We start from the raw sequence: 21,330 nt of genomic DNA on the forward strand, positions 1-21,330 counted from the left end.
AATATAGGAAGAAAAAGAATATCACATTGGGATGGAATATTAAAGGCGGGGAACAACAGTGGATTATTTGGATAGATTTAAAACAACGCTATTTGGTGGATTTAAAAAACAGGATGTTTTGGCGTTTATTGACCAAATGGTTGGGGAATATGAACAGAGGAACAAGCAGCTGGAACAGGAATTGAACCAGACAAAAGCGGTATTGGAACAAACGAAGCAGGAATTGGAGTCCACGAAAACGAAATGCCGGGAATCCATTGTGCAAATTCAAAAATATCGGAATAAAGTTCAGAAAATGGAAGAGCAAAGTCAATTTGAGCTGCGCCAAAAAGAGGATAAAATTGACGATGTAGAGTTAAAAAACCGTCAGCTTTTATATAAAATCCAGGTTTATGAAGACCGTTTATCCCAGTACCAGTCCTTGGAATTGGAAAAACGTGGATTAGAACAGAAAAAGCAGGAAATGGTAGAACAAGCAAAACAACTTTCTAGAGAAAAAACCAACCAGATGGTGCAGGAAGCCAAACAGTTAGTGGAACAGGAGTACAGCACCAGAATCCAGCAAGCGGAAGAAGATGCAGCTAAAATTGTCAAACAAGGGGAAGAAAACGCTGCTGAAGTCATGAAAAAGGCAGCTGTTTCTGTACAACAGATTGTAGAGCGCTCTAAACAGGAGTTAGATAATACCATGGTGCAATCAGAACAAAAAGCCAACGAGATTATTAAACACGCTAACGAGACGGCAAAACAGATTATAGCGGATGCTGCTGGCAAACAGCTGGAACGCCATGCACCCAAAATTAAAGTAGACCCTAAAACACAGGAACAGTTCCGCCAGGACTTAGAGGCGTTACAGCGGAACCTGGAAAAAGAAGTGAGCGAAGCTGTTTCCCATTTGGATAGCGCTACTGAGTCTGTGCAAACCGCAAAGGATAAAATGGAAAATTTGACAATTACCACCAAAGGTACGCCATCGGTTACCGAGGCAACCAAAAAATACAAAAAAGCAATTAAAAAATTTTTAAAGTAGGGAAGTACAATGGCAGAATATCATATTACAACAGAACAATTAAAAGAATTTGCGCCAACATTAAATGTAAGGGATCGGGTTTATCTCTCTGGGGTGGTTTATACCTCCCGTGATGCCGCGCACAAAAGGATATTTGAATATATGGAGCAGGGAAAAGAACTTCCATTCCGAATGGATGGCGCGGTCATCTATTATGCAGGGCCAACTCCTGCGAAACCAGGTATGGCAATTGGATCGTGTGGTCCTACTACTTCGAGCAGGATGGATCGTTTTGCTCCAAAATTATTGGACATGGGTCTAGCGGCTATGGTTGGAAAAGGGGAGCGCAACCAGGAAGTAATTGATGCGATTATCCGGAACCAGGCAGTTTATCTTTGTGCAATTGGTGGAGCTGGTGCGTTGGCATGCAAACACATTACTTCTTGTAAAGTAATTGCGTTTGATGACCTTGGCTGTGAGTCGGTAAAAGAATTGATATTTGATGAATTCCCTCTAACCGTGACGATTGACTGCCACGGAGGCAATATTTTTGAACATTAAAATATAGAACACCCGTCCTGGAAAAGGATGGGTATTTTTTGTTTTATGTAACTCTCCTGTCACATTTTGAACTACTGCCTATTTTTTACTGACCACAGGTAATATGTAGTACATTCGGCAACTGCTTTTGCAAAAGAATATTTTACAGACATTTCTCGTTTTGTAGCTGTTTGACATCAGATAGGATTTAAAATTTGATGTTTTTAAAGAAAAATATAAACTTTCTGTCCAATCTGCTCATCATGGGGAGATTAACGTTAACATAGAGTAAAAGATGTATTTGGCAAAAGCAATTTTTTATAGTAGCTGTTTTACAAAATATTATGGAGAACAACTATTTATAGTATATAATTATAATTCATGAAAACTGGATTTGAATCGCGACTTATCTTAGCTGATAATAGATCTTCTATTCGCTATCAACTCCATTTGTAGTTTGATTGATATCTCTTGCGGTTTCGTTGAATGATTATGAAAAATCAATTGCATATCGTTATGAAAAAAAACAGTGGATCATTAAAAAAACATAGAAATAAACGGAAATATTTCTTTTGATATCAGGAATATAAAATGAAAAATGAATGAAGCTCTTTGTATAAATTGCAAATTTCGCAGGTTTTTCCTTGACATCTTCTCTTAAAACCTCTAAAATAAAATAAGATTAAACTTGGGAGGTTATGTGATGGAAAAGGATCTGCTGGAACTAATAGAATTAAATATGGGCAGTTTTTCCAAAGGGCAAAAATTAATTGCCAACTATATCCTCAATCATTATGATAAAGCAGCGTTCATGACTGCTGCAAAATTAGGCGCCACTGTTGGCGTCAGCGAATCCACAGTAGTGCGTTTTGCAACAGAGATTGGTTTTGATGGATATCCAAAACTGCAAAAGGCATTGCACGAAATGATTCGCAACCGCCTTACCTCTGTACAGAGGATCCAAGTGACTGATGAACAAATTGGCCAGGATGATGTACTGGATAAAGTCTTAAATCTGGATATTGAAAAGATCCGTAAAACATTGGAAGAAACATCCCGGAAAGATTTTGAACGGGCGGTAGACAGTATTGTAAACGCAGAAACTATTTATATTATAGGTACTAGGAGCGCAGCTCCGTTAGCCAGTTTTATGTGGTTTTATTTTAATCAGATGTTTAAACATGTCCGTTTGGTGCAGACTACCAGCGTTAGTGAAATGTTTGAGCAGATTATGCGGATTGAACCACAAGATGTATTGATCGGAATCAGTTTTCCTAGATATTCCAACAATACAGTAAAAGCGTTCCGCTATGCGAAAGATTGCGGCGGTACAGTTGTGGCAATTACGGATAGTCCTAAATCCCCTTTGGCGAAAAAAGCGGATAGTTTATTGCTGGCGAGAAGTGATATGGTTTCTTTTATTGATAGCTTAGTGGCACCATTGAGTTTGGTTAATGCCTTAGTGGTTGCTGTTGGATTGAAAAAGCGAGAAGAAATTTCCACTACCTATCAGAAATTAGAGTATATTTGGGATGAATACCAAGTATATGCGAAGAATAGAGAGAAGATGGAAAACAAAGACATCTAAAAGGAGTTATTCGGATGGCAGATCTTGTAGTAATTGGTGGGGGGGCAGCAGGTTTGATGGCTGCCAGTACAGCTGCAATGTATGGCAAACAGGTAGTCCTATTAGAGCGAAATGACCGTGTTGGTAAAAAAATACTGATTACAGGAAAAGGCCGATGCAATGTTACTAATAACAGTGATTTACAAAATCTGATTGCCCACGTCCCGAAAAACGGAAAGTTTTTGTACAGCGCTTTTTCCCAATTTAGTGCGGAAGACGCTATTTCTTTTTTTGAAAGCCTTGGCGTTCCCTTAAAAACAGAACGTGGAAATCGTGTATTTCCGGTTTCTGACCGTGCTGGCGATATTGTTTCCTGTTTGGAACGGTATTGCAAAGATTGTGGAGTTAAACTACTGCATAAACGGGCAAAAAAAGTACTGACTGAAAAAAATAAAATTGTTGGTGTGAAAACAACGACAGAGGAAGTAATTCCCTGTCATGCTGTTGTGGTCGCAACGGGAGGAAAATCCTATCCAAGGACTGGTTCCACAGGGGATGGGTATTTGATTGCCGAAAAATTGGGGCATTGTATTACACCGGTAACTGCTTCTTTAGTACCAATTGAAACCAACCCGCAGGATGGCTGCAAGGAAATGATGGGACTATCCCTGCGGAATGTTATCTTAACTGTGACAAAAACAGGTTCAAAACAGGTTGTTTATTCTCAAATGGGAGAGATGCTGTTTACCCATTTCGGAATTTCTGGACCATTAGTGCTGTCCGCAAGCTCTCATATGAGGGAGATGCAGTCAGGAAAATATCAGATGGAAATCGACCTAAAACCAGCACTTTCCCCAGAACAGTTAGATGCCAGGCTCATCCGAGATTTTTCTGAAAAATCCAACAAGGATTTTATTAATTTGTTGCGTGGATTGCTTCCGGCAAAAATGGTACCTGTTATGGCAAAACGCAGTGGAATTCCGTTTGATTTAAAAGGAAATCAGATTACCCGTGAAATGAGAGAGCGTCTATGCTATCTGTTCAAACATTTTGAGCTGACACCGGAACGGTTTCGCCCAGTAGAAGAAGCGATTATTACTTCTGGTGGAGTGGATGTTTCCCAGGTGAACCCTAAAACAATGGAATCTAAGATACAGTCAGGGTTATATTTTGCTGGGGAAATTTTAGATGTAGATGCTTATACAGGTGGGTATAATTTACAGATCGCATGGTCTACTGGCTATTTGGCTGGGTTAAATGCGGAATAAGAAAGGAAGAAATAAAATGGTTTCAATCGCGATTGACGGACCTGCCGGTGCTGGAAAAAGTACGATTGCCCGAGCAGCTTCGAAAGAATTGGGATATATCTATGTAGATACCGGTGCGTTGTATCGTTCTATTGGATTATACATGATTCGGCATGGAATTTCATTACAGGATGCAGAAGCAATTGCTTTCAATGTGGAAAATGTTCAAATTGAGCTGAAGTTTATTCAAGGGGAGCAACGGGTCTTTTTGGGAAAAGAAGATGTTTCTGACCTGATCCGCACACCGGAGGTTTCTATGGCCGCTTCCGCTGTTTCCGCCGTCCCTAAAGTACGCCAGTTCCTGTTGGATTTACAAAAAGATATGGCAAAGAAAAACAATGTGGTGATGGACGGCCGTGATATTGGTACAGTGGTATTGCCAAACGCCGATGTTAAAATCTTTTTGACTGCTTCCGCAGAGGAACGTGCTAAACGTCGCTGTAAGGAGTTGGAAGAAAAAGGACAGGCTGTTTCTTACCAGGAGGTTTTAACGGATATTCAACAAAGGGACTACAATGATTCGCATCGGGAAATAGCACCATTAAAACAGGCGGAAGACGCTGTCTTATTGGATACATCCCATTTGGATTTACAGCAATCCATCCAGGCTTTATTGGATTTGGTAAAAAATAAATTGAACTAACAGAAGGAATCAATTATGGGCTTTTATGAATTTGGACAGAAAGTATTAAATGTGTTGTTCCCTATCTTTTACCGGATTAAAGTAGAAGGGATAGAGAATGTACCAGACCATGGCTTTATTATGGTGTGTAACCATCAGTCTTATTTGGATCCTCCATTATTGGCATTGAAACTAAAAAAACGCAGGCTTACTTTTATGGCGAAAGAGGAGTTGTTCCATAAGCCAATTTTGGCTCCTATTATCCGTAAATTAGGAGCATTTCCTGTTTCTAGAGGGAAAGGGGATACTGCTGCTTTTGACCAGGCTTTGGAAACAATTAAAGAGGGAAAGATTCTGGCTTTATTTCCAGAAGGGACCCGTTCCAAAACAGGGGAACTGTTAAAGCCAAAATCCGGTGCGGCAATGATCGCTTGTAAAACCGGCGCTGTTGTAGTACCAGCGGCAATTACTTATAGTACCTTAAAACACCGTCCTGGAACAAAAGTTACCATCCGTTATGGAACTCCTATCCCCAGTGAAGATCTTCATTTGGGGGAACAACCAGCACCTGCTGAGATTAAAGCTGCCAGCCGGATGATTATGGACCATATTGCGGAACTGCATTATCAGTGAGGAAAAGGGTTATGACACAGATAAAATTAGCAAAAACAGCTGGTTTCTGTTTTGGGGTAGACCGTGGTGTCAACCTGGTCTATGATTTAATCCAACAAGGAAAAAAAGTTTGCACCTTGGGGCCTATTATCCATAATCCCCAATTGGTTGCGGATTTGTCTACTAAAGGGGTGCGCATTATTGAGCAACCAGAGCAGGCTTTCCAAGATGAGACTATCGTTATCCGTTCCCATGGCGTTGGACAATCTGTTTATCATTCTTTAAAGAAACATCAGCTTACTTATAATGATGCAACTTGTCCGTTTGTGGCAAAAATTCATAAGATTGTCTTTCAGGAATCTTCCAATGGCCATCCTATTTTGATTGCGGGAAATCCTGAGCATCCAGAAGTACAGGGAATACAAGGGCATTGTGTAGGGGAGAGTTTTGTATTCCAAACCCCAGAAGAATTGGAAGATTTACTAAAAAATACTGAAAAATTTGTGAAAAAAGCTCCTGCTATGGTAGCACAAACCACGTTTCAAGTATCTTTATGGGAAAAATGCGTAGAAATTGCGAAAAACCTATGTACAAATCTCAAAATATTTGATACAATATGTAATGCGACTAGTTTGCGCCAGGCAGAAGCTATAGAGCTTGCCAAGCAATCTGATTTGATGGTTGTGATTGGCGGACGCCACAGTTCGAATACTAAGAAACTGTTGCAGGTGTGCTTGCAGTACACCAATGCCGTCCTGATTGAGACCAAGGACGAGCTTGACCCTAGTCTTATTATGTCCGCCCAAAGGGTTGGCATAACAGCAGGAGCTTCTACTCCTGCCTATATCATTAAGGAGGTTCTAGAAACCATGAGTGAAATTATTAAAGATCAGCCTACAGAGGAACTGAGCTTTGCCGAGCTGCTGGAACAATCAGAAGCACAGGCAGAAAGACTATATACAGGAAAGAGAATTAAAGGTATTGTTACCTCTATTGCCAAAAATGAAGTGCAAGTAGATATTGGTGGCAAACAGTCTGGCTTTATTCCATCTTCTGAATTAAGCGATGATCCAAACGCAAAACCAGAAGAGATTGTTGCAAAAGGTGATGAGATTGATCTGGTTGTATTAAAAGTAAATGACCAGGATGGTATTGTTACCCTGTCTAAAAAACGTTTGGATGCTGAAAAAGGTTTTGATGAAATCATTGCTGCAAAAGATGAAGATAAAACTTTATCCGGTGTTATCACCGATGTTGTTCGCGGCGGTGCTTTGGTATTGACCAATGGCGTTAAAATCTTTATTCCAATTTCCCAGCTGTCTGACCATCGTGTAGAAAACGCAGAAGAATTCTTGAAAAAAGAAGTGGAATTCAAAGTAATTGAAGTAAATCCAAACCGCAGACGTGCTGTTGCATCTGTAAGAGCGGTATTGAATGCAGCAAAAAAAGCAAAAGCGGAAGCATTCTGGAGTGAAGTAGAAGTTGGCAAAACTTATACTGGTACTGTAAAATCCCTGACCGATTACGGCGCATTTGTTGACCTGGGCGGCGTTGACGGTATGATCCACATCACAGAATTGTCTTGGACTAAAATCAAACATCCTTCCGATGTTGTTAAAGTTGGCGATACTGTAGAAGTATATGTAAAAGATATTGATGAAGAAAAGAAAAAAATCTCTTTGGGTTACAGAAAAACAGAAGATAATCCATGGGAAATCTTCAAAAACAATTATGCGGTTGACCAGGTTGTAAACGTAACTATCGTTTCTTTAACTCAATTTGGTGCATTTGCGGAAATCATTCCAGGTGTTGACGGTTTGATTCACATTTCTCAAATCGCTAACCAGCATATTGCAAAAGTTGCAGATGTTCTGTCTGTTGGCCAAAAAGTAGACGCTAAAATTACGGAAATTGATCTGGACAAAAAACGCATTAGCTTATCTATGCGTGCCCTGTTGGAAGAAGAAGCTCCAGCAGAAACAGAAGAAACAGATGAAGTTGATTCCGAAAAAGAAGAACTGAAAGAAGCTGTAGCAAATATTGAAGGTGTAGAAATTCAATAATAGTTTATTTAAACTATAGATTTTACAGTTCATAAAGTAAAAATTATTTTTGTGATAAAAAAGAAAAAGCGCATGTTTGCATAAACGCAGGCATGCGCTTTTTGCTGTTATGGAAACCATCGGCTCTGTCGGTAGAAGTTTCCGTAAAAGAGAGTTTAGATTCCAGTAGTAGATGAAACAAGTTAGGAATAAACGGGCTGGAAAACTAACAGAAAAAGTTGTTAAGTGGATGAATTTTTCGTTTATGAATTTAATGCCAGTGACAAAATATTCAATGTACTGTAAGGTACTAGCCGGTAATAGACCCTTTTAGGGTTTCTTCAAGCCACTAGCTTTAGCGGTTATAACGATGAAAAATAGTTTACTTTTGTTGATAGAAGTGAACCATAAAAATTTTTACTTTTAGTCTTAGAAAATAGGAGAAATTTGGTCGGAACACTTTGTTGTAATATCATATGTTGGAATTAATTTCCTGAATGTTTGCTATTTTTTAAAAAAGAAAGTTGTCATATAAATGTTTCATTTTTTCATCGTTGTATGGTTTCCATTCATAAAAATTTTCTATTATATTTATGATATTTATCGAAAATATAAAATAATTTACTTGTTTTTGGAAAAATTGTCAATAGAAAATTGTATAATGAGATGCTATAATAATTTTGTTATGGTATAGAATAACAATTTTATAGGCAGATTTGCTTAAGGAGGAAAAGAGATTGAAACAGAAACATTCTATCTGGAAACGGTGTTGTTCTGCTTTGTTGGCGGCCGCAATAGCGGTTACAACTGCTGTTACTGCGGTATCGCCTGTTTTAGCAGCCCAAGGGGATACATTTGATATCAACCGGGAAATTTCTCGCCGTTTTACCACAGAAAGTTTGGTTTTGCTTAGGAATCATGAAAATGTACTTCCTTTGCAAACAGAGGACCAAGTCGCTGTGTTTGGTTCTACTCAAGTGAATACATTTAAAACAGTATTTGGTTCTGGAAGTACGGAAGGAATTGGAATTGGATTTGTGGATACCTTGAGTGTATTGGAGACCAAAACCAAAGTAGATTCCCAGCTTGCAGCGCAATACCGAGAATTTGCTCGTACAAATCCACCGGATACTAGCATGGATAATGTAGATAACGAGATTTTGTCAAAACGTTCTATTCCTGAAATGCCATTAAATGATTCTATCGTATCCGAGGCTGCTCAACGGAATAACAAGGCTGTCATTTTTATTGGACGTACCAATGGGGAAGGATACGACTGGCAGCTGGAAAACGAATACCAATTACGTCCAGAAGAACAAAATATGATTGACCTTGTCACAAAATATTTTGATAAGGTAACTGTTGTTTTAAACACCGCCTCCCCAATTGATATGACTTGGGATAATGATAAAATTGATTCCGTGTTATGGGTAGGAATTTGTGGTGACCAAGGTGCAAACGCAATTTCCGCTGTCTTAAGTGGGGAAGCAAATCCTTCTGGTAAATTGACCCAAACATGGGCTGCAAAATATGAAGATACTCCAACTCATATGAACTATGAAATGACAAATTATCCAGAAGGGCTTCATGGTCCAGAGGTAGAATATGAAGAAGATATTTACGCTGGTTACCGGTATTATGATACTTTTAATGTAACACCCAAATTCCCATTTGGATATGGTTTATCTTACACCACATTTGATACAGAAATAGATAGTATTACTGCTGATAGCGAAACAGTTACGGTGCAGGCAACTGTAACCAATACTGGTGATGTTGCTGGAAAAGAAGTGGTACAGGTTTACTATAGCGCTCCAGATGGAAAAATGGAGAAAGCCTACCAGGAATTAGCAGCTTTTGCGAAAACTGACCTATTACAACCAAATGAGAAACAGACTTTAACCATGACCTATCAGGTGAAAAACATGGCGTCTTATGACGAAGAAACCGCACGTTATGTGTTGGAGCCAGGAGACTATGTTGTCCGTGTAGGAAATTCTTCTCGTAATACCCATGTTGGTGCTGTGATTACTTTGGATGATTTAGCAGTGACAGAACAGCTTTCGAACCATATGGAAGAAGCGATTCCGTTATCTCGCTTTACAAAAGAAGGGGTTACCCCATATTCCTACGAAGGCGAAAAGGAAGAGATTGCATCTGCAAAGAGGATTCCTTTAACGGCTTCTAGTATAAAAACAGAAAACAACGCTAACACAATTTCTGATGAGCCAGAATTGTTAGAAAATAGTGTAGAGGCTGAATTTGTACAAGCAGCACAGCAGGAATTGGATTCCAGCGGTTATGGTGTTGCCCCTGTTTTGGATGATGCAGTACAGCAAATTCCAGGATTGATCCATTGTGCGGATTTAGGGGTTAACTTTGCGGGATTTGTAGTAAATGACCCTTCTGGTGATGAAGATGGGTATAAGAGTGTAACTGTCCAAAAGGCAAATACCAAAATGCCGTTTGAAGTGAACTCTGCTTATGATGGTTCCCATACCTTAACCATCCGTTATTTTGTGGATTCTCCAAGTAGTGTTACATTAACTGACCAGAATGATAAAACACTATGTACCTTCCAAATGGACACTACTGGTTCCTGGGCGGAAACAACGGTAGAAAATGTTGATTTAACTGGCGTGACCAAAATGAATTTGATTACCCATAATGATAATATCAACTTAAACTGGTTATCCATCCAGACCCAGGAATACGCAGGGCTTGTAACAGCAACATTGCCATCTGGCAGTTATAAAGATGCTGTTACAGTTGCGCTAAAAAATGATGATTGTCCAGATTCTACTATTTATTATACAGTAGATGGCTCAGAACCAACTACATCCAGCGCTGTTTACCAACAGCCAATTACAGTATCTGCTGACACAACGATCAAAGCAATGGCAGTAAAAAATGATAGCAAAAATACTGTTACATCCTCCTTTGCTTATAAAATTGATGGGAGTATTTCTGCAAAAGCAGTAAAACCAACCTATTCTTTTATGGGAAAAGATGATAATGGAAATCAAATCCTTTCCATGCGGGCAGAATCCGGTATGAGCATTTTCTATACTACAGATGGTTCTACTCCAACAACTGCTTCCCAGTATTACTCTGCTCCTATCAGTGTAAAAAATGGTACTACTGTAAAACTGGTTGCCGTTGGACCAAATTGTGACTATAGTCCAGTAGTAACCGTTTCCATTGCGGATGTTGCAGCTCCAACTTCTAATGTAGAAACAGGAGGCACTTATTTAACAGGACAAAAAGTAGGTTTATCCAGTGCCGCTGGAACAAAAATTTACTATACTATGTCAACAGATGGTTCTATGCCAGAAGATCCAACCAATGCTTCCGAACAGTATAATGGAGAAATTTCATTAGATACAAAATCGAAAGTAATCTTGAAAGCAATTGCAGCTAATGAAAATGGCTCCAGTGAGGTAGCTACCTTTGTTTATCAAATCACAGATAAACTCTATACTTTGGAAGATGTTTACAATGGCGATGCTACTGTGGAACAGGTAGTGGCACAAATGAATCTGAGTGAATTAGTAGAAGTAGTTTCCAATACCGGAAATTCTTCTAGATTCAGAAGCCCAGGCGTCGCCTATGCAGATGGTCCTTTAGGAGTGAAAACCAACAACTTTACCAAATGGGCAGCTCCATCCTTATTGGCTTGTTCCTGGGATGTAGAATTGTTCCAAGAACAAGGGGACGCTGTGGGTAAAGAAATGGTAGAAGAAGGAATCGATTTTTGGCTGGCACCAGGTGCAAATATTTTGCGTGACCCCCGTTCGGGAAGAAACTCAGAATACTATGCAGAAGATCCTGTTTTAACCGGTGTGTTAGCTTCTACTGTAATACAGAATGTACAAAAACATGGTGTTGGATGCGTAGTAAAACACTTTGTGGGAAATGACCAGGAAACTCATAGAAAACAATGTGCTAACGCTATTGTATCCGAACGTGCTCTGCGGGAAATTTATTTGAAAGCATTTGAAATCATTGTAAAAACATCACAGCCTTGGGGATTGATGACAACCTATTGTGATGTTAACCGTATTTCCACCGCAACTAATTTTGAACTTTGTACTGCTATTCCACGTGGGGAATGGGGATTTGAAAACGTAATCATGACCGACTGGGGTTGCTACGCAGACAATGGTATGATGATGTATGCTGGTAACGATTTGGTAATGCCTTCTGGCAGTGCGGAAGTCATTAAAAATTCCGTTTTAAAACCAGATCAGGTGAACACCAGTGATCCAAACTATACAAAACCAACTACAAAAGCAATGTTGCAACGTAATGTTGTTAATATCTTTGACTTAATGTCCAAAACAAACGCATTTTCTAGATTAATTGGCCAACCACAAACTTACCAATATCAAGTTCCAGAGGAAACCTGGATTACAACTTCTAAAGAAGCGAAACAAGCAACCGTAACTGTTACAGTAGGAGAAAATGGTTCTGTATCTCCAACTCAACAAGAAGTTATAATTGCAACAGATGCTACCTTTACAGTAACACCGGATGCCAATTATATGGTAGATGATGTTATGATTACTCCAGTAACTGCTTATACATTAGATGACAATCAGTTAACCGTGCAAAAGGTAAAAGGGCAAACTGACATTCAAGTTACCTTTAAAGCCATCCCTGAATCAGCTGATTTTGATGGATTAAACCAGCTGATTCAATCTGCACAAGATAAACTGGATCAAGCAACCATTGGTGGGCAGCCAGGAAACTATTTGCATACAACTGCAAAAGAGTTCCAGGCTGAAATTGATGTGGCAAAAGTTGTAGCAGAAAATAACCAGGCTACTGTTATGGAAGTAGAAGATGCAATTCGCCTTTTAAAAGAAGCTATTGCAAAATTTGAAAGCCAACAGATAACCCAAATAACTCATGAATTAACATCGGATGCTACCTCTAAAATAAAGGCAATTGATTATTCTGACGCAAGCCCAGTGGTAGGTTCAGAAGCTTGTAGCGATTCGGATGGCGGTCAGAATACAACAGGAACTTATAAAGGTACATATCTGGAATATACTGTAGATGTAGATCAGGATAATGTTTATCATTTGTACGGAAGAATTTCTACCAATGAAGACAACTGTGGCTATGAGGTTTATGTAGATGATGTACTGCAAGGCAGTATGTTGCAGGAACAGAAAACTGGCGGTTGGCAGAATTGGGCTACCAGTGACCCTGTTAAAGTAAATTTAACAGCAGGAGTCCATACCATTAAATTTGTATTTACCAACAACGGTATTAACGTAAATTACTTTACATTAGAACCTCTTATGAGGACAGTTACTATCCATACAGATGATCATGGAATAGTATCTCCATCTACCATGCAGGTAGAAAAAGGGTCCAATGCGGTATTCCAATTACAGCCAAACGATGGCTTTGTTCCGGAACAAATTGTAATTGACCCATCTACATCCTATCATTTGAAGGATAATGTATTATCTGTGAACAATATTACCCAGAATACAACTGTATCTGTTACATTCAAACAGGTCCCAGATACCCCAGATTTGGACCGTTTGAATGCTTTGATTGAAACAGCGCAAATCTTAAAAGACAATGCGATAGCAGATGGAACGGTAGGAAATTATGTTCCATCTGTGTTAAACAAATTCCAGGCAGCTATCGACCAGGCAAAACAGGCAGCTGCAAACCCAGAATTAACCGCAACTGATATTGAATATGCAATTTTAGATTTACAACAGGCAATCAATCAGTTTGAAAACAGTAAAGTAACACAATTAACCCATATTATCTCTTCCACAGATATTACAAAAATCAAAGCTACTTCCCATTCTGCAACGAGCCCTGGAATTGGAGCAGAAAATTGTCAAGATGAAGATGGTGGACAAAATCCAATTTATACTGATGGTGGTACCTGGCTGGAATATCAGTTTGACGTAGCAAAAACAGGCTGGTATCAATTTACTCCACGTGTATCTGTCAACGCAGCAGGCGCTGGGTTTGATGTATTGGTAGATGGGAATAAAGTTGCTGAGTTTTCCAACCAATCCGCAACAGGAGGATGGCAAAACTGGGTAACACGTGATCCAGCAACGGTTCCATTGACAGAAGGAACCCATACATTGAGAATTGCGTTTACGGTAAGCGGTATGAATGTTAACTGGTTCCAGTTCAAACCAATGCCAACTGTTGTTTCAGTAGAAACATTAGATACAATTACAGTGGACTATGGAATCCCATTTGAAGAACTCTCCCTGCCTGAAACAGTTTCTGTCACATTAAATAATCAAACAACAAGAGAATTATCCGTACAGTGGGATGGTACAAATTATAACCCAACTGTAGCAGGAAATTATACCTTAATTGGTACATTATCTGATACACAGGGTGTCAATAACTTTGACGGTTTAACAGCTTCTATTCAAATCACTGTAAAAAATCAATCGGAACCAGAATGGACGGTACAGGAAGTAGCAGATGCAATCCCAACACCAGTGATTACAAAAGATACTACTCAAATTGCCTTACCAGAAGTTCCAGATGGATTTACAGTAGAATTGACAAACAGTAGCCGTCTAGAAATTATTAGCCTGGATGGAAAGGTGACTCATCCAACTGTGGATACCGAAGTAGAACTCACTTATACTGTATCCAAAGATGGAGAAACAGCTATTGCTGTAAGAAAAGTACTTGTTCCAGGAAAACCAGTAGAACCAACCGAGGTAAATAAAGATATCCTGAACAAAGTAATTACCTATGCGGAAGAACAGAAAGCTTCTGAAGGCTTTAACAATGTAATTGCAGATGTACAGGAATCCTTCAACGCAACATTGGATGCAGCAAAAGAAATTGCGGCAGATCCAGCAGCAACTCAGGATGCAATAGATGCAGCATGGAAAGCATTAATGACAGAAATTCATAAACTAGGCTTTGTCAAAGGAGATATTACTTCCTTAGAATCCCTGGTAGCATTGGCGGAAACCTACGACATGAATGACTTTGTAGAAGCAGGCCAAGCAGAATTCCAGGAAGCATTGAAAGCAGCGCAAGAATTGTTAGCAGATAAAGACAATGCAATGCAAGCAGAAATCGAAACAGCAGAAAGCAATCTGTTGAACGCGATGCTGAACCTGAGATACAAAGCGGATAAATCCATCCTGGAAAAAGTGATTGCAGAAGCGAATGAAGTTGATTCTAATGCATACACAGTAGAAAGCTACGTAGTACTGGAAGCAGCAGTAGCAGAAGCAAACGCAGTAATGGCAAATGAAAACGCAACCCAGGAAGAAGTAGAAGCAGCAGTAGCAAATGTACAAGAAGCAATGAAAGGATTGGTAGCAGTAGAAACACCAACTACTGAAACCCCAGTAGATAACGATATGGACGGTACACAAACAGGGCAAGAAAGTACAACCACAAAAGCAAACGCAGCGAAAACAGGCGATGTTGCTCCAATTGCTGGTGCTGTAGCATTAATAATTGCAGCTGGAACAGTAATAGTCCTGAAAAAGAAAAAATAATTATTTTGTACTTTTTAAATGATAGCATACTGAAAGTATAATTAAATTAAAAATGATGAAAAACGCTCTGATTTAATCAGAGCGTTTTTTCTATTGCAATCAGGGTTTTTATGTGCTATAATAGTAAACGAAATTAGGCAAAGTAAACATATGTGCGTTAAGTGTTTGGTGAACGGGGAGTTGTCACCAGAACGAAGGAAAATCCGCGGTACATATGTTGCATCCCGTTGCTGCTATAATAAAGAGTGATTCTAGATAACCCCTTGTTATAGAGCGTGGAAATGCAAAATAATAAGGAGGTTTTTTTATGTCTGATTTTATAAAAGATTTTCGAGATTCTGCCAATGAGTTACGTCATTTAAAATGTTTGACTATAGCAGCGATGCTAACAGCGTTGAGTATTGTAATTGGCTTTTTTCAAATTCCAATTGGTCAAATGTTGTATATCCGGTTTGATTTTATCGCTATTGGTATGATTGGATATTTGTATGGCCCAGTCGTATCTGGTCTTTGTGCCTGTGTGAGTGATCTATTGCGGATTGTTTTGGTTCCTACTAATAATGGTTCCTTTTTTATTGGAATGACGATAACAGCTGTATTGGCTGGAATGGTTTATGGAATAGCGTTTTATCGTAGAAAACTTGGTTTGATCCGTGTTTTATTAACAATGTTATTTATTGGAGTTTTTCTACATATACTGCTCAATACCTATTGGCTGTCAATTATGTATGGAACTCCATTTTGGACATTGTTACCACAGCGAATTGTGAAAAATGCGATCTCCATACCAGTAAATACGATTCTATTCTTTGCACTGTCAAACCCACTTAGCATTGCTTGTAGAAAGTTAAATTTAGTATCTGTTCCTACAAAACAACAGATGTAAATAGAATAATCTCATTACATTTTATATAAGAATATGATTTTCGATTTATACAAGAAAAGAGTTATTTATTTGTGCGTTATATACAAATAAAATAAAATATAACAAAATTTGATAGTAAAAAAGCATTATTTGAACTTGTATGAAAATCAATAGTGTGATATTCTAATTGCGGATAATATTTCTATAAAAAGCAATTTTGTAATTTTCGTTTTATATTGATAATGCTTTTTATCTCATCTTACCCCCTCAAACGGGAGGATAGCAATTCTGCTACCTCCCGTTTTTGTCGTTTTAGAAACTGATGCTGTTGTCAATACATCAGTTTTTACTTTCAAAATCGAGAAAAGTGAATTGTCAGCAAAAACTTTAGATATCAAAAACGGTGGCAAGGTATCACCAATTAACGAATTAGTACATTGCTAAAATAGTTTTGTAGTACTTTATTGAGCCTTCGGTTAGGCTTAGAGGCTGTGGCTTAAAAAAAATAAAAACATTGCTTTTTTGAATAAAAACAACTTTTTATATATAGTTTAAACTAGAAAATGGTCTAGTTTTATTGAAAGTGTTTTTGAAATATTGAGAGAAAGTGAACTTATTTATGTTTTTTTTCATAGGATAAAACTGAATTGAAACAGAAAGGAGTTTGTGTTCATTGGATAATAATTATAAATTTGAAGAATATATGAGTGAAGTTATGCCAATGTCTTCTGGTTTGCGTTGTATAAAACCCAATCAGCCAGAGTGTAGAGATATTGATAGCCTTCCTTTAGCAATTGCCTATGTTCCAATCCAAAAATGGAAACGTACCTATGATACCGATGTAGCATTGGAACGAGGAACCATTTTTCCAGAACTGGATTTGCCATTTGTAGGGGAGGAGGAATCATAAATGATGAAATTAAATGAACGGGAACAGTTAATGAAAAAGTTGCAGGAAGCAGCTTTCGCTGTTTATGATGTTCAGCTTTATTTGGATACTCATCCTACTGACCAAGCTGCTTTAAGATATTTTGACCAGCAACGTCAAGCAAAACAAAAGGCGATGGAAGAATATGCAGCCAAATACGGTCCTGTTCGAGTAGAACAATCCAGTGGGGAACGTAAATGGAACTGGATAGAAGATCCATGGCCTTGGGAAATGGAGGATTAGCCCATGTGGAGTTACGATAAACGTTTACAATATCCTGTAAAGATTTCTCAGCCAAACCCAGCGCTTGCTAAAGTAGTAATTAGTCAGTTTGGCGGTCCCCACGGCGAATTAGGCGCATCTATGAGATACCTCTCTCAACGTTATAGTATGCCGTATAAAGAAGCCAAAGCAACATTGACCGATATTGGTACAGAAGAACTGGCACATTTAGAGATGGTTTCCGCTATTGTTCACCAACTAACAAGAAATCTTTCGATTGATGAAATCAAAAAATCCGGATTTGATGCTTATTATACTGACCATACAACAGGAGTATATCCCCAGTTTGCTTCTGGTACACCTTTTACAGCAGCAACATTTTCCTCTACCGGCGACGTTATTACAGACTTAACTGAAGATTTGTCTGCGGATGGAGCTTTTAGTTAAGACCAACGTAATAAGAATAAAAAATATGAAAAAGAAACAATCCCACTATAAAATTAAAAAGAAAGTCAGTCAATCTGACAAATAGATGGTTTTTATTTCCTAAATAGCTCAAAAAGGGATTTTATGTATTGTATCAAGTGTGAGTGAAAACGAATTTATATACACTTTACATAATACATAAAATCCCTTTAGAATTAAAAAACAAAATAAAATATTTTTCTTATCTCCAATTTTTAGCATATGTAAAAAACTAGCGGTCATGACAAGGTAATGTCACAACCGCTATTTTTTTACAATTCATTTATTAAGGAGATATTCCATATCTATGTTATCCATACATAACCATAGAACAGTTTATTTTTCCATCTGTTCCAGCCGTTCTATCCTGATATCAATATGTGGGTGGGTGGCTGTAAGCCTTTCTAATAAAGTCATTTTAGAGGGTAAGGAAATTTTTCTTAATAAGTATAGTGAACTGATTAACTGTTCGCCATATCCAATGGTATATGCGTAACTGTCCGCCCGACACTCGTTTAGTATACTGTTAAAGGAAAGTAATATGTTTCCAAACAGTACAAATACAATAGTCGCTATATCAATCAATAATCTTGAAAGCCATGTTAAAATAGAAAGGAATACTAATATAATATTTCTCCCTTGGATTGCTACAAATATCGTTTGTAATAAATCCATAAAGAATTTTAAAACAAAGATTATTAGGGAAAAGAAACCATTCCCAACTAAAGTGATTAAAAGGGCTTTCGTATCATTATGAGCCATATGTCCAAATTCATGGGCTAATATTCCTTTTAGCTGTTCCCTGTCTAATGCTTCAATCGCTCCACGTGTTACCGCTATTGTTTTCCGCCCTGCTGCGAAAGCGTTTACAGTCATACTCTCCGCTATGTATAAATTGATTTCGGGTGATATTTCAGGGGTTTTCTCTTTTGCCTGTTCATATACTTCATAGAATAATGGTAGTAAATATTCTTTTTCTTCCTGTGTTAAGACTGGGGTAGCTCCTTCTATTGCCCTTAAAATCATTTCACCAATGGGGGAAAGGGCGATTGCGATAGATATCCCATAAATGATAATGGCATAGAGAAAACTAAGCCCAGCACTTTCAACAAATAAATGGATTACAATTGTACCAATAAATAGATAAACTCCAAACCATAACAGATAAGCCCAGTTATATTTTAATAGCTTTGATATTTGTTTCATAGTCTTATCACTCCTTTAAAACGGTTTGTTTACATTGATAAGGGTATGAAAATTTTTGTCTTTGGAAAGAAATACTGCTTTTCCTGTTGGTAATGTCTTAATATCATCAGGGTGGTAGTAATACGTTCTAACTCTCCTTGCGCTTCCTAAACCTGTTTCAGAACTGGAAAAAGAACTATTCTGTTTTAACTGGTATGTAACATCAAGCGTTGATTTTGTCCCCAATATATTCGCCCAGTTTTCAGCGTTGACTGCGCTGTTTTGGCGTAACACAATATAGTTGTTGGTGTTTTCAATAATTTGTTCTTTAAATGCCTGATTGACGGCAAAATCTAAATCAGAAAGGCTTTGTGTGGCAAGGATAGAAGTTATATTGGCGCTCCTTGATTTATTTACTAAATCAATTAAAGTAGGGCTTGCGTAGCTGTTAATCTCATCAAAGAGATAGAAAGCCCTCTCTATCCTGTTTTTAAAACATTTATTTATTGCTTGTTTTGCGTCTATTAATAATAAACGACCAAACAAGGGGGAAATTTCAGGATATAACAAAGGGTTTAAGATAAATAGTATCACTGCGTTTTCCTGTATCGCTGTGTAGATGTCAATCCCGTTCTCGTCAAAGATAGAACCAAAATCGCTTTCCAGTATTGTGCTAAATCTGGCGGCTGCGCTTTGCGCAATATCTCCGCTTGTTTTCGCTGTTTCCAAATTTAGCAAATGTTCCTGTTTGCTGATAATTTCCTGTTTTAGCAGGGTACTGCTTAAATCCTTGAAATTATCAATTGACATATGTTGAATGATAGTTTGGAATGATAGGGGGATTTGATTTTGTTGTAATAAAATAATAAGCCTTTGCAAATATCGTTCCGTATTTAGTTTATAGTGTTCCTCGCTCCAATCGGTCATATTAATTAACATGTCCTTGCACATGGTAGGACTTGCGTTTTTAAATGGGTTGTATCTGGTAGAAGTATCAGGATTGGAAAGGGATACAATATATAAGTTCTGTTTTTTACAAAGCTGTTTTGTAATTTCCAGAATAGAACCGTTTCCGGTATCTCCTTTTCCATCAACAATTAACATTGGATAATTTTTATCAATCCCACGTTTGATAAAATTGGAAAGTGCGACGGTTTTACCAGAACCAGTTGTCCCACAAACAAATACATGCCTGCAATTATCGGCAATAAAAACAGGCTTATTATTTTTAAACCCTATTAGTGTACCGTCTTGTGTTTTTGTCACTTCCGGCGGTATTTTAGGGGTAGAGGAAGCCTGTTTTAAAGATTTCCAAAAATTGAAAAACCTGCTTATCATAACGCTTTTTCTCACCTCTAAAACAATAAAAATCAAAGGTAATGTGATAACGGAAATAAAAATAACAGTCCTGTATTTATCAAATTCCTGTAAAAATTGAGGTACATCCATTTAGTTTATTTCTCCTAACTCAATTATTTCAATATTGGGATACCCCCTTTGTAATTCTGATAAATTGGTGTAAATTTTTGTTTTAAAATCTGGGATAATCCAGTATTGGAGATGATAGTTTTGGAAATTCTCCAGAACATTCTTTTCCAAACGTTGTTTGGATTTTGGTGTCAATTCCACTTCAACACAATTTGTTTTTCTATCTAATGAAAAAATAAAATCCGGTCTGTGTTTACGGTTAGAAAAACCATCTTTGCTGTGCAGCTGTTTTTCTGTAGCTATATCAGAAAAAGGGATATGATATTTATGGTGGAAATAGATAGCGGTATCTAAAACTTTGCTGTCGTGGAATACCTGTTCCAATCGGATTTGTTCTTTATAGTTAGGGACAGCAATCAATTTTTTCGCCTTAGAAGTCAGTTTATAGATACCTGGGAAGCCGTATAAAACTTTCTGCCTGGTGATAAAGCCAGCATTTTTGAGCTTGTATAACCTTTGGTTACAGGCTCTTTGACCTGTAAATCCGGTTAAATTACAGATATGTTTTCCTGTGATAATTTTCCAACGGAAAATTTCATTAAAAATAATATAGTCCCTTTGGACTAACCTTATATTTTTCATATCATCACCGCACAGCAAATGCTTGTATGATATTATATGAAAAATGGCAGCTAAAAATGACAAATTTTTAGCTGCTCAAGTGAAAAAACAAAAAAATTTGTTTTTTCAGAAGAGGGGGGAAGATAATAAGAAGGGGGGAGCCCCCCGTTCTTATAGTGCCGTTCCGGCACTCGTCTCCTTGGGAATACCCCAGCTTGCTCCTTGACTTGCTCTAATCCCCCTAGTACATACCCAACCCATTTATTTTATTTATATATAATATCTATTCATTTATATAATTAAATTATTATATTGATTATATGATTAGTAACTGCGTTCGCCTGAGCTTGTACTATAAATTTTAAGTACATGATGTAAGCGAGGGGTCTCGGAG

14 protein-coding genes, 1 pseudogene and 1 riboswitch are annotated in these 21,330 nt (G+C 37.9%); of the genes and pseudogenes, 12 read left to right on the forward strand and 3 right to left on the reverse strand.

The annotated features are described in order from the left end of the window. The first annotated feature begins 58 nt into the window (after positions 1-58). From BQ2683_RS06675 to BQ2683_RS06730, 12 genes and pseudogenes are all read left to right on the forward strand, one after another. Complete coding sequence (locus BQ2683_RS06675) at positions 59-1,030, forward strand: hypothetical protein (RefSeq protein ID WP_069988243.1); 972 nt, start codon at positions 59-61, stop codon at positions 1,028-1,030. Positions 1,031-1,039: 9 nt separating this feature from the next. Further along, positions 1,040-1,570, forward strand: coding sequence for a FumA C-terminus/TtdB family hydratase beta subunit (locus tag BQ2683_RS06680; RefSeq protein WP_069988244.1), 531 nt, complete (start codon positions 1,040-1,042; stop codon positions 1,568-1,570). A 682-nt stretch (positions 1,571-2,252) separates the two neighbouring features. Continuing rightward, the gene (locus tag BQ2683_RS06685) at positions 2,253-3,137 is read left to right on the forward strand and encodes a MurR/RpiR family transcriptional regulator (RefSeq protein ID WP_069988245.1); all 885 of its coding nucleotides are present in this window, start codon (positions 2,253-2,255) and stop codon (positions 3,135-3,137) included. 8 nt (positions 3,138-3,145) lie between these two features. Next, positions 3,146-4,384 (forward strand): BaiN/RdsA family NAD(P)/FAD-dependent oxidoreductase, encoded by a 1,239-nt coding sequence (locus BQ2683_RS06690; protein ID WP_338061272.1) that lies wholly within the window; start codon positions 3,146-3,148, stop codon positions 4,382-4,384. A 16-nt stretch (positions 4,385-4,400) separates the two neighbouring features. Beyond that, positions 4,401-5,066: a (d)CMP kinase gene (gene cmk, locus BQ2683_RS06695; protein ID WP_069988247.1), complete on the forward strand. Its 666-nt coding sequence runs from the start codon at positions 4,401-4,403 to the stop codon at positions 5,064-5,066. Between the two features lie 15 nt (positions 5,067-5,081). Then, the gene (locus tag BQ2683_RS06700) at positions 5,082-5,678 is read left to right on the forward strand and encodes a lysophospholipid acyltransferase family protein (protein ID WP_069988248.1); all 597 of its coding nucleotides are present in this window, start codon (positions 5,082-5,084) and stop codon (positions 5,676-5,678) included. A gap of 11 nt (positions 5,679-5,689) precedes the next feature. Then, a complete protein-coding gene (locus BQ2683_RS06705) occupies positions 5,690-7,720 on the forward strand; it encodes a bifunctional 4-hydroxy-3-methylbut-2-enyl diphosphate reductase/30S ribosomal protein S1 (RefSeq protein ID WP_069988249.1) in 2,031 nt (676 codons plus the stop codon). Between the two features lie 716 nt (positions 7,721-8,436). Beyond that, positions 8,437-15,222 carry a chitobiase/beta-hexosaminidase C-terminal domain-containing protein gene (locus tag BQ2683_RS06710; RefSeq protein WP_069988250.1) on the forward strand — a complete coding sequence of 2,262 codons (6,786 nt, stop codon included), beginning with the start codon at positions 8,437-8,439 and terminating at the stop codon, positions 15,220-15,222. 136 nt (positions 15,223-15,358) lie between these two features. Beyond that, positions 15,359-15,454, forward strand: a riboswitch (THF riboswitch). A gap of 75 nt (positions 15,455-15,529) precedes the next feature. Beyond that, positions 15,530-16,108 carry a folate family ECF transporter S component gene (locus tag BQ2683_RS06715; protein WP_069988251.1) on the forward strand — a complete coding sequence of 193 codons (579 nt, stop codon included), beginning with the start codon at positions 15,530-15,532 and terminating at the stop codon, positions 16,106-16,108. Positions 16,109-16,760: 652 nt separating this feature from the next. Further along, complete coding sequence (locus BQ2683_RS06720) at positions 16,761-16,997, forward strand: spore coat associated protein CotJA (RefSeq protein WP_235843896.1); 237 nt, start codon at positions 16,761-16,763, stop codon at positions 16,995-16,997. After that, a complete protein-coding gene (locus BQ2683_RS06725) occupies positions 16,998-17,258 on the forward strand; it encodes a spore coat protein CotJB (protein ID WP_069988252.1) in 261 nt (86 codons plus the stop codon). It begins immediately after the preceding gene. Positions 17,259-17,261: 3 nt separating this feature from the next. Next, positions 17,262-17,669, forward strand: a pseudogene (locus BQ2683_RS06730) (manganese catalase family protein); the annotation flags it as partial. A gap of 369 nt (positions 17,670-18,038) precedes the next feature. Here the strand turns inward: BQ2683_RS06730 and BQ2683_RS06735 are convergent. The 3 genes from BQ2683_RS06735 to BQ2683_RS06745 are packed head-to-tail and all read right to left on the reverse strand — an operon-like array spanning position 18,039 to position 20,957. Beyond that, the gene (locus BQ2683_RS06735; protein ID WP_069988253.1) at positions 18,039-18,908 is read right to left on the reverse strand and encodes a M48 family metalloprotease; all 870 of its coding nucleotides are present in this window, start codon (positions 18,906-18,908) and stop codon (positions 18,039-18,041) included. A gap of 15 nt (positions 18,909-18,923) precedes the next feature. After that, positions 18,924-20,336, reverse strand: a complete 1,413-nt coding sequence (locus tag BQ2683_RS06740; RefSeq protein WP_069988254.1) for a type IV secretory system conjugative DNA transfer family protein — start codon at positions 20,334-20,336, stop codon at positions 18,924-18,926. Further along, positions 20,337-20,957 (reverse strand): hypothetical protein, encoded by a 621-nt coding sequence (locus BQ2683_RS06745; RefSeq protein WP_069988255.1) that lies wholly within the window; start codon positions 20,955-20,957, stop codon positions 20,337-20,339. It lies immediately after the preceding gene. Between the last annotated feature and the right edge of the window lie 373 nt (positions 20,958-21,330).

The organism is Massilioclostridium coli, assembly GCF_900095865.1.
Lineage (GTDB): Bacteria > Bacillota > Clostridia > Oscillospirales > Ruminococcaceae > Massilioclostridium > Massilioclostridium facile.

Excerpts from the sequence above, each read along its gene's own strand:
- BQ2683_RS06705 (WP_069988249.1), top strand. The coding sequence starts at position 5,690 with ATGACACAGATAAAATTAGCAAAAACAGCTGGTTTCTGTTTTGGGGTA.
- BQ2683_RS06740 (WP_069988254.1), bottom strand. The coding sequence starts at position 20,336 with ATGGATGTACCTCAATTTTTACAGGAATTTGATAAATACAGGACTGTT.
- BQ2683_RS06735 (WP_069988253.1), bottom strand. The coding sequence starts at position 18,908 with ATGAAACAAATATCAAAGCTATTAAAATATAACTGGGCTTATCTGTTA.
- BQ2683_RS06745 (WP_069988255.1), bottom strand. The coding sequence starts at position 20,957 with ATGAAAAATATAAGGTTAGTCCAAAGGGACTATATTATTTTTAATGAA.
- BQ2683_RS06685 (WP_069988245.1), top strand. The coding sequence starts at position 2,253 with ATGGAAAAGGATCTGCTGGAACTAATAGAATTAAATATGGGCAGTTTT.
- BQ2683_RS06700 (WP_069988248.1), top strand. The coding sequence starts at position 5,082 with ATGGGCTTTTATGAATTTGGACAGAAAGTATTAAATGTGTTGTTCCCT.
- BQ2683_RS06680 (WP_069988244.1), top strand. The coding sequence starts at position 1,040 with ATGGCAGAATATCATATTACAACAGAACAATTAAAAGAATTTGCGCCA.
- BQ2683_RS06725 (WP_069988252.1), top strand. The coding sequence starts at position 16,998 with ATGATGAAATTAAATGAACGGGAACAGTTAATGAAAAAGTTGCAGGAA.
- BQ2683_RS06715 (WP_069988251.1), top strand. The coding sequence starts at position 15,530 with ATGTCTGATTTTATAAAAGATTTTCGAGATTCTGCCAATGAGTTACGT.
- cmk (WP_069988247.1), top strand. The coding sequence starts at position 4,401 with ATGGTTTCAATCGCGATTGACGGACCTGCCGGTGCTGGAAAAAGTACG.